This is a genomic window from Plantactinospora sp. WMMB782, from assembly GCF_049179135.1.
Lineage (GTDB): Bacteria > Actinomycetota > Actinomycetes > Mycobacteriales > Micromonosporaceae > Plantactinospora.
The window spans coordinates 2,007,436-2,020,684 of sequence record NZ_JBMHMC010000007.1; the positions used below are offsets into that span (position 1 = coordinate 2,007,436).

General features: G+C 72.5%; 15 protein-coding genes. 2 read left to right on the forward strand and 13 right to left on the reverse strand.

Annotation, left to right across the window (positions count from 1 at the left end; translation table 11 throughout):
• Nucleotides 1–70 precede the first annotated feature (70 nt).
• Nucleotides 71–1,795 carry a metallophosphoesterase family protein gene (locus tag ACN28A_RS11225; RefSeq protein ID WP_421394787.1) on the forward strand — a complete coding sequence of 575 codons (1,725 nt, stop codon included), beginning with the start codon at nucleotides 71–73 and terminating at the stop codon, nucleotides 1,793–1,795.
• Between the two features lie 84 nt (nucleotides 1,796–1,879).
• Here ACN28A_RS11225 and ACN28A_RS11230 read toward each other — a convergent pair whose 3' ends face one another.
• Both ACN28A_RS11230 and ACN28A_RS11235 read right to left on the reverse strand, forming a co-directional pair.
• On the reverse strand, nucleotides 1,880–2,071 hold the full coding sequence (locus ACN28A_RS11230; RefSeq protein WP_421394789.1) for a DUF397 domain-containing protein: 192 nt from the start codon (nucleotides 2,069–2,071) through the stop codon (nucleotides 1,880–1,882).
• Nucleotides 2,058–2,840 (reverse strand): helix-turn-helix domain-containing protein, encoded by a 783-nt coding sequence (locus ACN28A_RS11235; RefSeq protein ID WP_421394791.1) that lies wholly within the window; start codon nucleotides 2,838–2,840, stop codon nucleotides 2,058–2,060. Before ACN28A_RS11235 ends, ACN28A_RS11230 begins: the two co-directional genes overlap by 14 nt.
• Nucleotides 2,841–3,385: 545 nt before the next feature.
• Here ACN28A_RS11235 and ACN28A_RS11240 point away from each other — a divergent pair.
• A complete protein-coding gene (locus ACN28A_RS11240; protein WP_421394793.1) occupies nucleotides 3,386–3,673 on the forward strand; it encodes a hypothetical protein in 288 nt (95 codons plus the stop codon).
• 138 nt (nucleotides 3,674–3,811) lie between these two features.
• Here the strand turns inward: ACN28A_RS11240 and ACN28A_RS11245 are convergent, their stop codons facing one another.
• From ACN28A_RS11245 to tmk, 11 genes are all read right to left on the reverse strand, one after another.
• The gene (locus ACN28A_RS11245; protein ID WP_421394794.1) at nucleotides 3,812–4,669 is read right to left on the reverse strand and encodes a PSP1 domain-containing protein; all 858 of its coding nucleotides are present in this window, start codon (nucleotides 4,667–4,669) and stop codon (nucleotides 3,812–3,814) included.
• Nucleotides 4,670–4,765: 96 nt separating this feature from the next.
• A complete protein-coding gene (locus tag ACN28A_RS11250) occupies nucleotides 4,766–5,632 on the reverse strand; it encodes a hypothetical protein (RefSeq protein WP_421394795.1) in 867 nt (288 codons plus the stop codon).
• A gap of 173 nt (nucleotides 5,633–5,805) precedes the next feature.
• Complete coding sequence (locus ACN28A_RS11255) at nucleotides 5,806–6,138, reverse strand: YnfA family protein (RefSeq protein WP_421394796.1); 333 nt, start codon at nucleotides 6,136–6,138, stop codon at nucleotides 5,806–5,808.
• Nucleotides 6,139–6,179: 41 nt separating this feature from the next.
• Nucleotides 6,180–7,304 (reverse strand): IS630 family transposase, encoded by a 1,125-nt coding sequence (locus ACN28A_RS11260; protein ID WP_421393574.1) that lies wholly within the window; start codon nucleotides 7,302–7,304, stop codon nucleotides 6,180–6,182.
• An 86-nt stretch (nucleotides 7,305–7,390) separates the two neighbouring features.
• Entirely contained in the window at nucleotides 7,391–7,825 is a 435-nt protein-coding gene (locus ACN28A_RS11265) for a MerR family transcriptional regulator (protein WP_421394797.1), read from the reverse strand.
• Nucleotides 7,822–8,169 carry a hypothetical protein gene (locus ACN28A_RS11270; protein ID WP_421394798.1) on the reverse strand — a complete coding sequence of 116 codons (348 nt, stop codon included), beginning with the start codon at nucleotides 8,167–8,169 and terminating at the stop codon, nucleotides 7,822–7,824. The genes ACN28A_RS11265 and ACN28A_RS11270 overlap by 4 nt, the downstream gene beginning before the upstream one ends.
• A 100-nt stretch (nucleotides 8,170–8,269) precedes the next feature.
• Nucleotides 8,270–8,953, reverse strand: coding sequence for a hypothetical protein (locus tag ACN28A_RS11275; protein WP_421394800.1), 684 nt, complete (start codon nucleotides 8,951–8,953; stop codon nucleotides 8,270–8,272).
• A complete protein-coding gene (locus tag ACN28A_RS11280; protein WP_421394802.1) occupies nucleotides 8,953–9,273 on the reverse strand; it encodes a hypothetical protein in 321 nt (106 codons plus the stop codon). The genes ACN28A_RS11275 and ACN28A_RS11280 overlap by 1 nt, the downstream gene beginning before the upstream one ends.
• Nucleotides 9,274–9,600, reverse strand: a complete 327-nt coding sequence (locus ACN28A_RS11285) for a YbaB/EbfC family nucleoid-associated protein (RefSeq protein ID WP_421394805.1) — start codon at nucleotides 9,598–9,600, stop codon at nucleotides 9,274–9,276. It abuts the gene before it with no gap.
• A gap of 165 nt (nucleotides 9,601–9,765) precedes the next feature.
• On the reverse strand, nucleotides 9,766–11,034 hold the full coding sequence (locus tag ACN28A_RS11290) for a DNA polymerase III subunit delta' (RefSeq protein WP_421394807.1): 1,269 nt from the start codon (nucleotides 11,032–11,034) through the stop codon (nucleotides 9,766–9,768).
• Nucleotides 11,034–13,169, reverse strand: a complete 2,136-nt coding sequence (gene tmk, locus ACN28A_RS11295) for a dTMP kinase (protein ID WP_421404300.1) — start codon at nucleotides 13,167–13,169, stop codon at nucleotides 11,034–11,036. Before tmk ends, ACN28A_RS11290 begins: the two co-directional genes overlap by 1 nt.
• Between the last annotated feature and the right edge of the window lie 80 nt (nucleotides 13,170–13,249).

A 13,249-nucleotide genomic window follows, 5' to 3' on the forward strand; every position in this document is an offset into this window, starting at 1 on the left:
CGACAGCGGCGGCTGGAACGGTCGGCAGGCGGACAGTGGTCCGTCAGGGTACCCCAGTAGGCTGCCATCGATGACCGATCACCAGGCTCCGCCGGTTCCGGCGCAGCCGGCGGCCCCTCCCCGCCCCGGCAGCCTCGATCCGCGCGAACTCGGCTTCACCCCGCAGCGCCCGGTGCCCTGGCTGGCGCCGCTGCTGTTGATCAGCACCGGGCTGCGTACCCTGCTGGCGCTGCTCTTCGGGGCCTACCTGGACAAGCGGGAGTTGCAGGGCTCGCTGCCCGGCACCGTCAGCCGGCAGGTCGGGCCGGACGGCGACCTCTGGCTCGACTTCGTGGCCGACCTCGGGGACGGGTTCAACGCCACCTACTCGGTCGCCTACCTGCTCAGCCGCCGTGACCTGGAGGTGGACGGGCACCGGCTGCCGCGCGGCCAGATGCTGCTGATGGGCGGCGACCAGGTCTATCCGACCGCCAGCGGCGAGGCGTACGAGAACAGGTGCAAGGGCCCCTACCAGGCCGCCCTGCCGCAGCCGCCGACCGACGGCCCGCCCCCGGCGCTCTACGCCGTCCCCGGCAACCACGACTGGTACGACGGCCTCACCGCATTCCTCCGGCTCTTCGTCCGCTCCCGGGACGACAACGTCGGCGGCTGGCGTACCCCGCAGAGCCGCTCCTACTTCGCCGTCGAACTGCCGGCCGGCTGGTGGCTCTTCGGGCTCGACGGCCAGTCCGGGGCGTACCTCGACGACCCGCAGCTCCGCTATTTCGAGGAGGCGGCGCAGGCGCTCACCGCCGAGTCGCGGGTGATCATCGCGGTGCCGGAACCGTCCTGGGTCAAGGCCGTCGACAAGCCCCACGAGTACGACACGATCGACTATTTCATCCGTACCATCGTCGCGCCGACCGGCGCCCAGGTCCGGCTGCTGCTCTCCGGCGACCTGCACCACTACGCCCGCTACACCGGCCCCGACCGCGACCTGGTCACCTGCGGCGGCGGGGGTGCCTACCTCTACCCCACCCACAAGCTGCCGGACCGGATCGAGGTGCCACCGAAGGACACCCTGGTCCGCCGGGCCAGCACCAGCCAGGCGTACGAGCTGGCCGGCCGCTATCCGGACGCGGCCCGTTCCCGGCGGTACGGCTGGGGGATCTTCGGTCGGCTGCCGCTGCGCAACCCGGGTTTCTCGACCCTGCTCGGCGGGCTGCACATCCTGCTGATGCTGGCGATGGCCGGCGTGGTCGCCCCGCGCTCCGAGGCGACGGCGCAACGGCTGTTCAGCATCCCGCTCGCCGTGATGCTGCTCGTCACGGTGCTCGGTGCGGTCTTCTTCGCCAAGCCGCCGAGCGCCACCGGCAAGCGGCACGCCCGGCACTGGATTCTCGGGCTCTGCCACGGCTTCGCGCACGTCGGGTTGGCCGCCGCCGGCACCTGGCTCTGGCTCCAGCTCTTCTTCCACGCCTGGCCGTGGCCGATGTCGGTGGTGGCTGCGGCGGTGGTCTACGGGCCGATCGCCGGCCTGGTGGCGAGCCAGCTCACCGCGCTCTATCTGCTTGTCGCAGGCTCGTTCGGGGTGAACCTCAACGAACTCTTCGCCGGCCAGGGCATCGAGGACGCCAAGTGCTTCCTCCGGCTGCACATCGCCGCCGACGGCACCCTCACCGGCTATCCCGTGGCGATCGACCGGATCTGCCGGCGCTGGCGGGCCGACCCGGGCGGCGCTCCGGACGACGCCTGGCTGGCACCGGACCAACCACTGACATACCGGCTCGCCGAAGCCCCGTTCAGACTCCGCTGACAGCCGGTTGCCCGGCGGGCCAGCAGCCGGTCAGCCGCTCGGAGGGACAGCAGCCGGTCAGCCGCTCGGCGGGCCGACCGCCGGTCAGCCGGCGGACTTCGCCAGGTTTACGAAGCCGCGCCACTGCCCGGGGCCGAAGGTCAGCACCGGCCCGTCGGGGTCCTTGCTGTCCCGCACCAGTACGCGGCCCGGCAGGTTCTCGGCCACCTCGACACAGGCGCCGCCGTTGGAGCTACTGCGACTGGACTTCCGCCAGGTCGGCTCAGTTGTACTCATCGACAATCCTCAGGATCAGGTCTCGGGACTGGCCGCACGGCAGCGCCAGCGCACTCAAACTCTCCCACGTCCGGTCGAGTTCGCCTACCTCCTCGGTGTCCGCGACCGTCCGCCCGCGTAGCTGGTCGTCCAGATAGGCGAGCCGGGGACTGTTGGCCCCGGGCAGGCTGGCGATGACGAAGGCCCCGGCCAGACCGGCGTGCAGGCCGGCCGACATCGGCAGCACCCGGATGTGCACGTTCGGCCGGTGGCCGACGTCGACCAGGTGCTCCAGTTGGTCCTTCATCAACGCCCCGTCGCCGAGCCGCAGGGCCGCCTCGCCGATGATCGCCACAAGTGTCGGCGGATCGTCGCGGTCGAGCGCGGCCGTCTGCCGGGCCATCCGCGCGGCGGTCAGCTCGTCGAGCTTGTCCCGCCGGTGCGGCCCGGCGGCGAGGATCATCCGGGCATACGCCTCGGTCTGCAACAGTCCGGGAATCAGCGAGTGCTCGAACCAGCGGAGCAGGGTTGCCTGCCGCTCGTTGTCCGTCCACGGCCGCAGCCACGGAGCCACCCCGTCGACCCGGGCCTTGGCGGACATTTCCTGGATCTCGGTGCCGGTCTCGAAGAGCGCATCCAGCGCCCTGGCCGTGTCCGGCATCGGCACCATGCGACCGGTCTCGAACGCCCCGATCGACGAGGCCGAGACGCTGACAGCCGCACCCGCCTGATCCTGCGTCAGCCCTTTCCTGTTGCGCTCCCGACGGATTGTCTTCCGAAGATCATCCATTCCGATTACTCCACAGCTACGGCCTACTGGGGTTCGCCACTCATCTCTCGCCCACCACTACCACCAGGCATCTTCCGGCATCCGGCGCCGGCAGTACAGAGTGGACGACAGGCAGAAATGGTCATTCCACGAAAGCCCGAGAGGTGATCAGAAATGCGACCGGTAAAGCGAAGGCGACACCGACGGGACTGGCGGCGGCTCTGGCTGTACTGCCGATGCGGCCACCGCTGGCGCTGCCCGGAATCACTCACCCGCACGCGGCTCCCGGAGCCACATCCGCCGTATCTCCGGCCGGCGACTACCGACCACGACGACAGGGCCGGCGGGCGCGCCTCGTCCCCGGTACCCGAGGTGGTGCGCTCGGCGCCCGTCGCCCCGCCCTCGCCTGCCGGTGCCCCGAGCCGGGCCACAAACGACCCGTTCTGGAACTCGTCGTCCGGCCGGCACCAGATCGGTCGGGTCGGTGCGCTCACGCCCGCCCAGACCTACCGGGGCCGCTACGGGGAGCGGCCGCGCCAGCCTCAGCGAGCCGGCCGGAGATAGCCGTGATCGGGCCGCAGGAGCGCTGGTACCGGCACATGTGCCGGCTCGCCCAACGCCGCCACCCGGCCGGCCGGCACAACCCCGCGCCGACGTACCGCTGCCTCACCTGCGACGACCCCTGGCCCTGCGCGCCGGCCCGGCTCGCCCTGCTGATCGGCTTCAGAGGAAACCGGGTGGGACTGATGATGTACCTCGGCGCGCACCTCACCCGGGCCATGCAGGCGATGCCCGACACGCACCCCGCGCTGATCGCCGGCCAGATCCTCTGCTGGGTCCCCCGGCGCCGCTGACGACCTATCTCCTCATCACCCACCCAGCCCCGGCACGCCGGCCCAGCCGTGCCGGGGCGGCGGAAACCGTTGCAGCGGAGACCGCCCGCGCTGACCCCCGGCCTTCCCCCCGGCCCGGGGGTCACCGCGTCTGCGGCACTATTCGGCCGTGGTGGTGGCGGGACGCGAGTCGTAGGCCCGGCGGGGTCCGCAGACGTCGGCCAGGGCACAGCGGTTGACGGAGCCGTCGGAGAGCTGCCGGACCGTCACCGTCTCGCTCGGCGGATGCCGGGAGACGACCTTCGCCGTGCCGTCCGGCGTCTCGACCCGCTGACCAGGGCTCGGGTAGTTGCTGCTTTCGGCGTACAGCGGATGCTCGTACTTCAGGCAGCACATCAGCCGGCCGCAGGCGCCGGAGATGCGCAGCGGGTTGAGCGGCAACTCCTGGTCCTTGGCCATCCGGATGGTCACCGGCTCGAAGTCGGTGAGGAAGGTGGCGCAGCAGAGGTCCCGCCCGCAGGACCCGATGCCGCCCTGCACCCGGGCCGAGTCCCGGGCGGAGAGCTGGCGCAGCTCGACCCGGCAGTGCAGGGTGGCGCCCAGGTCGCGCACCAGGGACCGGAAGTCGACCCGGTGCGGCGCGGTGAAGTAGATCGTGGTGCGGGACCCGTTCGAGCCCCCGTTCCCCGTCGACTCGACGACGTGGTCGACGGCGACCACCTTCATCGGCAGCTTGTGCTCCCGGATCAGCCGCTTCGCGGCCACCTTCGCCTCGGCCTTGCGCCTGCGCAGCATCTCGTCACGCCGCAGGTCCTCCTCGCCGGCCAGCCCGGCCAGCCGGGGAAAGCCGCTGGTGTCCTCGGACACCCACTGCGGAGCCCAGACGCACTCGGCCACCTCTGTCCCCTCGTCGGTGGGGACCAGTACCCGGTCGCCGACCGCCGGCCGCAGGTCGCCCGGATCGAGGTAGTAGAGACGGCCGTACCGGTTGAAACTGACCGCGCACAGCATCCCCATGCCGCCCACCCTACGACGGATCCGACGCCCCGCGAACCTGGTGGCCCCATCCGACCGCCGGCCGAGGACCGCCCAGGCTGTGCCAAATCATGATCGTCAGGCGCTGACGACTTCCTCGGCGGTACCGGCGGTGACGGCGCGGCGCAGCCAGATGTCGAGTTGCGCGAGATCCGTGCAGCCGAGAACCTGCTCGCGGACGGCCTCCGGGACGGGCACGCCCCGGGTCTCCAGGACGGCCAGCACTGCTTGGGCCTCGCCCCGGGCCTCGCCGTGGGCGTCGACCTCGCGCAGCAGCTCGCTACGGAACTCCGAGCCGACGGTGGTGCTCATGTAAGCCTCCCAGCGTGCACGGGGCGCCTGCGGCAACCCGGCCAAGACAATGTCATAGTACGAGATCGCCCGCTTGGGACCGAGCGCTCGCAGCGCCTCCGCCAGGGCCGGGAACACGGCGTCCACGTCTGCGGCCGCGCCGTGGCAGATCGTCGAGAACACCGCGAGCGCCGGGTTGGCTCGGGCCAGGTCCACGTCGATTACCAGCGGCACGTCACGCGGTGTGAAGATGAACGGCCGCAGCGGCAGGCTCAGCCCTTCGAACTCGAACATCCCCCGGTAGCGCCGGGCGATCGCGGCGTCGGGGCAGTAGACCACCAGCGCGGCGTTGACCGTCAGCTCGGCTTCCAGCTGGGCCACGTAGAGCTTCCATGTCCACCGCTTGCCGGTGTCCCAGCCGCGCTGGACCTCCAGCACCACCGCGAGTACCGGTTTGTCGGCCGCGTCGCAGAACAGCAGCATTCCGTCGGCGTGGTAGGTACGCGGAACGAGCACCCGCACGTCGGTGGGCTGCGCTCGGGCGTGGTGATAGTCGGGCACCTTGACGTCGAACAGGTTCGTCAGCAGCCAGGTCACCAGATCCGGGTCCAGCCTGGCCAACGCGATCGGCGACTCGTGCTCTCCACTCGGCATCGCGGCAGAATACGAGGGGTGTACGACAAGCTCCGCTGAGTGATCAAGTCTCGGCAGTCACCGCCGCCGAGGGACATCCGCTTCCGCGCTGATACCACCAGGTCATCATGATGGCAGGGTGGTATCACGCTCGTCGGGCATGTTCGTCCGCGACGGCACCGATCTCAGGGGCGTCAGCCGCGCGGCGCGTACATGATCACGGCGACGCCGACCAGGCAGATCACCGCGCCGGTGACGTCCCAGCGGTCCGGGCGGAACCCGTCGACCGCGATGCCCCAGGCCAGGGAACCGGCGACGAAGATCCCGCCGTACGCGGCCAGGATCCGGCCGAAGTTCGGGTCCGGCTGCAACGAGGCCGCGAACCCGTACGCGCCCAGTGCCACGATCCCGGCGGCGATCCAGAGCACGCCACGGTGCTCCCGCCAGCCCTGCCAGATCAGCCAGGCACCGCCGATCTCGGCAAGTGCGGCGAGCACGAACAGGACCAGGGAACGCGCGACAGTCACCACCGGGACCCTAGTGCTGTGACCGGAAACGTTGGCCGGTTTCAGGCCGCCGCCTTGGCGGGGGTCTGACCCCAGCGGCGTTGTCGTTCGGAGCGGATCCGGGCTCGTTCGCGGCGTTGGGCGGCGAGGACGTCGGGGTGGCGGGCGTTGGCGTTGCGCCAGCGCAGGTAGTTGTGCAGGGCTTGGGTCGCGACGGGATGGTTGGGGTGGTTCGACCCGGCCACGACGAACATCCGCAGCGGTCCGAAGTGCGCCTCGATCGGGTTCGCCCACGACGAGTACGTCGGGGTGAAGCACAACTCGACCCGGTTGCGGGCCGCCCACTGCCGGATCTTGACGCCGCGATGTGCGGAGAGGTTGTCCAGGATGACGTAGACCGGCGCGCCGTCAGGGCGGGCGGCCCGGATGCTCTTGAGCGCTGCCAGGGTGTTCGCTGCGGACTTCCGCCGGCGCACGACACCCCAGAGGGTGTCGTCGCCGACGCTGTAGCAGGCGTGGAACTGCCGGACCCCGTGCAGCTTGTGGTAGTTGCCGGGGAGCCGGTCCGGATGCCCGGCCTGGGTCCAGGACGCGCCAGCGTGTGGCCGGATCGTCAACGGCCCGAACTCGTCGAAGGCGAAGACCCGGTCCGGGAACGCCGTGGTCACCGCCTCGATCCGGGCGAGTTTCGCCTCAGCGTTCGGGTCGTTGGTCTCCTTCCACGTCTTCGTCCGCTGGAAGGTGATGTCGTGGCGGTGCAGGAACTCCCGCAGCCGTTCCCGGCCCACGAGCACCCGGCGCTGGCCGTGGTTGTGAGCCAGGTAGTCCGCGAGTTTGCGCAGGCTCCACCGGGTGAACGGCTGGCCGAGCCCTTGCGGTCTGGTCTTGGCCGTCGCGACGATGAACGCTTCGTCGTCCTCACTGATTCGGCGGGGACGGCCACCCGCCCACCGAGGGTCCAGGCAGGCCAGGCCCATTTCGTTGAACCGGTGGATCACCTCACGGACCGCGTCCTCGTCCCCCTGGACCAAGCGGGCGATTGCCGGGACGGTGTTCCCGCTGGCCGAAGCCATGATCACCATCGCCCGACGCAACCGGATCGCAGACCCGGTCCCACGCCGCACGATCTGCTGTAGTCGCCGGCCCTCATCATCACTGAGCCGACGAGCCCGGACAGGTTCTGCCATCCCGACAGCCTGAACCCTCCACCAGCCACCACCACGACCATCGACCGGCGTGTCACCCAACCCGGCCAACGTTTCCGGTCACAGCACTAGCAACCGGCCTGACTGGTCAGCTCGACGAACGGCAGCGGGCAGCGCGGGCTCTCCGCGCAGGTGACCAGGTCGTCGCAGCCGGCGGCGACCGCCTCGCGCAGCGTCTCCCGGATCACCGACAGGTCGGCGATCTTCCGCTCGACCTCGGCAAGCTTGGCCTGGGCGCGGGCCCGCAACCCCGCCTCGGGCCGCCGGCCGTGCCGGTGGACGTCGACGCTCAGCAACTCGGCCACCTCGTCCAGGGTGAACCCGAGCCGCTGAGCCGTCTTGATCACCCGGACGATGGTGACCGTCTCCGGCGGATAGAGCCGGTGCCCGCCCAGCGTCCGGTCCGGCTCGGCCAGCAGGCCCCGCCGCTCGTAGTAGCGCAGCGTCTGCTGGTGCACCCCGGCCGCCTCGGCCAGCTGCCCCGATCGCAGCCCGGACCTCACGGTCGGCCACCCGCCCCGGCACGCGCGGCGAGCGCGTCCAACACCTCGACCTGCCCGGCCGGCACCGCCACCTCCAGGGCGAGCTGCCCGCTGGTCGCGGCGAGGGTGAAGGTGAAGAACGAGCAGCAGCCGGTCTCCCGGACCATCAGCTCCGCCACCCGCCCGGCCGTTCCCGGCTCCGGCCGCAGTTCGAGCCGTACCCGCAGCCCGTCGACCCGACGCACCCCGAGCACCGCCGAGTCGAACAGGTCGTCGAACTCGGCCAGCCGCACCGGCTGCTCCGCCGTCGGCAGGGTGCACGCCCGCGGCACCCACGACTCCTCGACGAGCGATTTCTCCGTCATGTTCCGACGGTAACCCTGTACCTGGGTACCGGATGCAACCCGCGACGTCGACCGGCCGGCCAGGCTCACCGGTCGGTGGTCAGCTCCGTGCAGGCCGCCGTCAGAGGACCAGGCGTCCGCCGTCGGGGCGGACGGTCGGGATGTCGGCGAGGCGGTGGTCGAGGAGGTCCAGCTCCGCCGCCCAGCGCCGGGGCAGCGCCTCCGCCCGGTCGTACGCCTCGTCGACCGTGGCCAGGATCCGGGCGCCGATCTCGGCGGCGGCCGGACCGGGCGGCACCCCGCCAGCGGACGGCAACCCGCCAGGCTCGACGCCGGCTGCGTAGGGCGGGGCGGTCAGCACGGCGACGGCCTCCGCCGAACCGAGGACGTCGGCCAGGGTACGCGCCAGCGCGTACCGGGTCTCGTCGATCCAACCGGCGACCGCCTCGGCGTACCCGGTCGTGGCGTCGACCCGGCCGGTCAGCCCGGTGACGTGCTCCGCCAGGCCACTGCGGTGGGCCGCGTAGACCTCGGCGGCCGGGCCCTGCCACGAACCGCCGTCGGCGAGCACCGCCCCGGTCTCGTGGTAGGCCCGGCGCAGCTCCCCGCCCACCTCGCCCGCACCGGCAAGCGCCTCGGAACGCAGCTCCAGTACGGCCCGGACCGCGTCCCCGGGCAGCACCCGGAGCCGGCGCAGCAGTGGCCAGATCCGGTGCCCGTCCGGCGCACCGGCGGCGGCGAGGAGGTCGTCGACCCGCCCGGTCAACGCGACGGCGGGCTCGGCGAGCTGGTCGAGTACGTCCATCACGCCTCCTCCGGACGACCCGACCGGACCACCCGCCGGTACGCCTCGACGTCGCCGTCGGCGTACCCGATGGCGGCGGTCCGCAGCGCGGCGGCGGTGTCGGTCAGCCGCTCCGCCGTGGCCAGCAGTTCCCGGGACCGGTCGTCGAGCGCAGCCGTCCACTGCCGGTGCAGTGTCGCGCCGACCTCGCCGAGCCGTCCCGGCCCGTCGGCGCCGAAGGAGCTGCCGGACGGCCCGGCGTAGGGCAGCCGGCGGGCGAGGTCGGCGAGGAGGCCGGCCGCGCTCTCCAGCCGGACGGCGAGGTCCCGGAGACCGTCCACTCAGTCCTCCGCCAGCCGGCGGTACCCGCCGAACGTCTCGGTGTGCAGCTTCTCCCGGGCCCACCGGGCGGCGTCGTCGGCGGCGGTGATGGCGGCCCGGATCGAGCGGGCCAGGTCCGGCCCGGTACGCACCTGCGGGGCGCCGACGAAGCGTAGGTCGCTCACCGACCCGTCGGCGGTGACGACCAGCTCGACCAGGCCGTCCGGTGACCGGACGGTGACCTGGACGCGCCGGATCGCCTCGTCGAACTCGGCCCGCAGCGCCTCGATGCGCCGGTACCGCTCGATCGCCTCCTCGACCCACGACTGGTCGATCTCCCGCGTCACCGGCCGGTCCTCCTGTCGGCGCGTCGGCTCACCGAATGTGCCGCCTTCGCTGCGTTACGGCACCGAACCGTACCGGGCGACCCGCCCGAAGGGAACCCTTCACCCCAAGATCTCCCTGATCAGGACGGAACTCCCCCGCCGGCCGCGTGTCAGCCGTCCCGGCGGTCAGCCCCGCCAGAGGGCGAGCATCATCGCCTCCACCGCGATCCGTGGCTTGACGTTCGTCTCGATCGCCGTGCGGCAGCCGAGCACCGCCTCCAGCCTCCGCAGGGTGCCCTCGGGGGTCCACTTTCCGGCGGCCGAGCTGGCCAACCCGGCCACGTCGGTGTGCACCGGCTCGACCGGGGCACGCAGCGAGACGGTGAGCACGTCCCGGTAGAAGCCGGCCAGGTCGACGAGCGCCCGGTCCAGCGCGTCCCGCTGGGCCCGGGTGGCCCGGGACTTCTGCCGGCGTTCGAGGTCCTTGAGCTGTCCGGCGGCGCCCCGGATCGCGCCGGCCGCACCGCGCCCGGTGCCGCCGGCACCGAGCGCGGTCTCCAGCGCGGCCCGTTCGCTGGCGTCGGCCTCGGCGACCGCTGCCGCCGCCTCCGCCTCGGCCGCCTCGATCAGCGTGGAGGCGGCGTCGAAGCAGGCGCCGACGCCGCTCAGTCTGCGCGGCAGGGCCAGCACCGCCTCCCGCCGCTTGCGCGCCTCCGGGTCCCGGGCCAGCCGGCGGGCCCGGCCGACGTGCCCCTGGGCCGCCGCCGCCGCCCAGGCGGCCACGTCGGGCGTGATCCCGTCCCGGTCCCGGAGTACGGTCGCCACCGCCTCGGCCGGCGGCTGCCGCAGCGCCACCACCCGGCACCGGGAGCGGATGGTCACCGAGATGTCGTCCGGGTGCGTCGAGGGGGTGCAGAGCAGGAAGACGGTACGCGGCGGCGGCTCCTCGATCGCCTTCAACAGCGCGTTGCCGGCCGCCTCGGTGAGCCGGTCCGCGTCCTCGATCACCAGTACCTGCCAGCGCCCCCCGCTCGGCGTGCTGGCCGCCCGCAGCACCAGGGCCCGCATCTCGCCGACTCCGATGGAGAGCCCCTCCGGCACCACGAACCGTACGTCGGCGTGCGTCCCGGCCAGCGTGGTGTGGCAGCCGGCGCACTCGCCGCAGCCGGTACCCCGGTGGCATTGCAGGGCCGCCGCGAACGCCCGGGCCGCGACCGACCGGCCGGAGCCGGGCGGCCCGGTGAAGATCCAGGCGTGTGTCATAGCGCTGCCGGCAGCGGCAGCGGTGTCAGCAGCGGCAATGTTGTCGGCGGCAGCCGCTTCGGCGCCGGCAACGTCGCCGGCGGCAGCGCCCTCGACAGCGGCGGCCCGGATCGTCTCCGCCGCGGCGGCGGCCCGGCGGAGCAGGTCCACCGCCTCCGGCTGGCCCACCAGGTCGGCGAAGACGTCGGCCATCAGGGGCGCCGTTCGAGTTCGAAGCCACCCGCCGCACGCGAATCCACGGCGTCGGATGGGTCCGGCTGTGCCGCCTGTGCTGCCTGGCGCTCGGCTTCGGATAACTCCGGCCGGGTCGAGGTGTCCGGCGGGTCGGCCGGCTCGGGTCGGCCGTCCGGGTCCGGGTCGGCGAGCATCCCGGCGACCCGCTCGGCCACCGCCGCCGCGAGTTCGTCGACCGGCCGGGAGGCGTCCAGCACCAGGTATCGCTTGGGGTCGGCGGCGGCCAGGTCGAGGAAGGCGTACCGGACCCGGTCGTGGAAGTCGAACGACTCGGTCTCCACCACGTCCTTCTCACCACCCCGGGCGGTGACCCGGCCAAGGCCGGCCCGGGGCTCGATGTCGAGCAGTACCACCAGGTCGGGCTTGAGGCCCCCGGTGGCCCAGGAGGAGAGCCAGGAGATCTCCTCGACCGGCAGGGTCCGGCCGGCGCCCTGGTAGGCCAGCGACGAGTCGACGTACCGGTCGCTGATCACCACCGCGCCCCGGGCCAACGCCGGGCGGACCACCGTGGCGACGTGGTGTGCCCGGTCGGCGGCGTAGAGCAGCGCCTCCGCCCGGGGGGCGATGGTGTCCGGGCCGCCGGTCCGGCCGAGCACCAGGCTGCGGATCTGCTCCCCGACCCCGGTCGCGCCCGGCTCCCGGGTCACCACCACCTCGTGCCGCTGCCGGCGCAACTCCTCGGCCAGCCGGTTCACCTGGGTCGACTTGCCCGCGCCCTCGCCACCCTCGAAGACCACGAAGGCGCCGGTCGAGGCGAACGGCTCGGCCGGGAAGAGCGGACGGCCCCGGATCGAGCCCCAGAGGTCGGAGAGCACCGGTACGCCCGGCTTGTCGTCCATCTGGCGGAACGCCTTGAACCCGGTGTAGATGCCGACCAGCCCGGCGGCCAGCAGCAACAGGCGGGTCGAGGAGACCGAGATGCCGAGGTCGGCGACGCGCAGCTGCCAGGAGCCGCCGACGCCGACCAGCAGGCTGCTGACCGAGATCGCCAGGATCAGCACCAGCCGGGTCCCGGTCTGCACCACCGCGAAGACCCGGCCGCGTACCTCGTCGGCGATCTCGCCGCCGAGCAGGGTGATGCCGGCCAGGAAGGCCATCCCGGCGCCCGCGCCGACGAGTACCGCGCCGAGGATCGCCATGGAGAGGTGGATGGAGCCGGCCAGCATCAACACCGAGGCGCTGGCCAGCACGATGCTCACCCCGAACCAGCGGCGCCGGGACATCTCCCGGACGATCATCGGCCCCAGCCCGATGCCGAGCGACAGGCCGAGGAAGATCGCTCCGAAGAGCAGGTAGAAGGCGGCGTCACCGGCGGCCAGCGACTTGGTGAAGAAGTTCGCCGTACCGATCACCACGCCGCCACCGGCGAAGGCGCCGAAGATGCCCAGCACCAGCCCGCGGACCAACGGGGTCTTGCCGATGAACCGCCAGCCGTCGACGAACTGGCGCAGCACGCTCTGCTCGGCCCGCCCGGCGCTGTCCCGGCGACCGCTGCGTCCGCTGATCTCCCGGATGCCGAAGAACACCACCAGCGCGGTGGCCAGCCGGCTCAGCGAGTTGAAGTAGAGCGCCAACTGGGTCGGGTCGGCCCAGCCGGGCGGCGGACCGCCGGCGGCCGCCCGGATGCTCCGGTCCAGCACGGCGATGCTGACGGCGGCGAGCACCGGGGTCAGCCCGTACGTGGTGATCAGAGTGAGCTGGTTAGCCATCTCCAGCCGGGACCGGGGGATCAGGTTCGGGACCGCGGCCTCCTTGGCCGGGATCCAGATCAGCGTGATCGCCTCGATCAGGAAGGTGGCGACCGCCGCCCAGCCGACCACCAGGCCGCCGCCGACGTCCAGCAGGGCGGCCAGCGGGATGGAGGCGAAGAGCACGAACCTGAGCAGGTCGCAGATGACCATCGTGTAGCGCCTGTCGAACCGGTCGGCGAGCACTCCGGCGACCGGGCCGAGGACCAGGGCCGGCAGCAGGCGTACCGCGATCACGGCGCCGAACGCCAGGCCCTTGGCCGTGTCCCCGGTGACCTGGCTGGAGGCGAAGACCGAGGTGGCCAGCAGGCCGAGCCAGTCGCCGAACGAGGCGGCACCGAGCACCAGCCAGAGCCGGCGGAACGGGCGGATCCGCAGCACCGAGCGGAGTGCCTGGTAGCCGGTCCGGTCGACCGGGCCGCCGG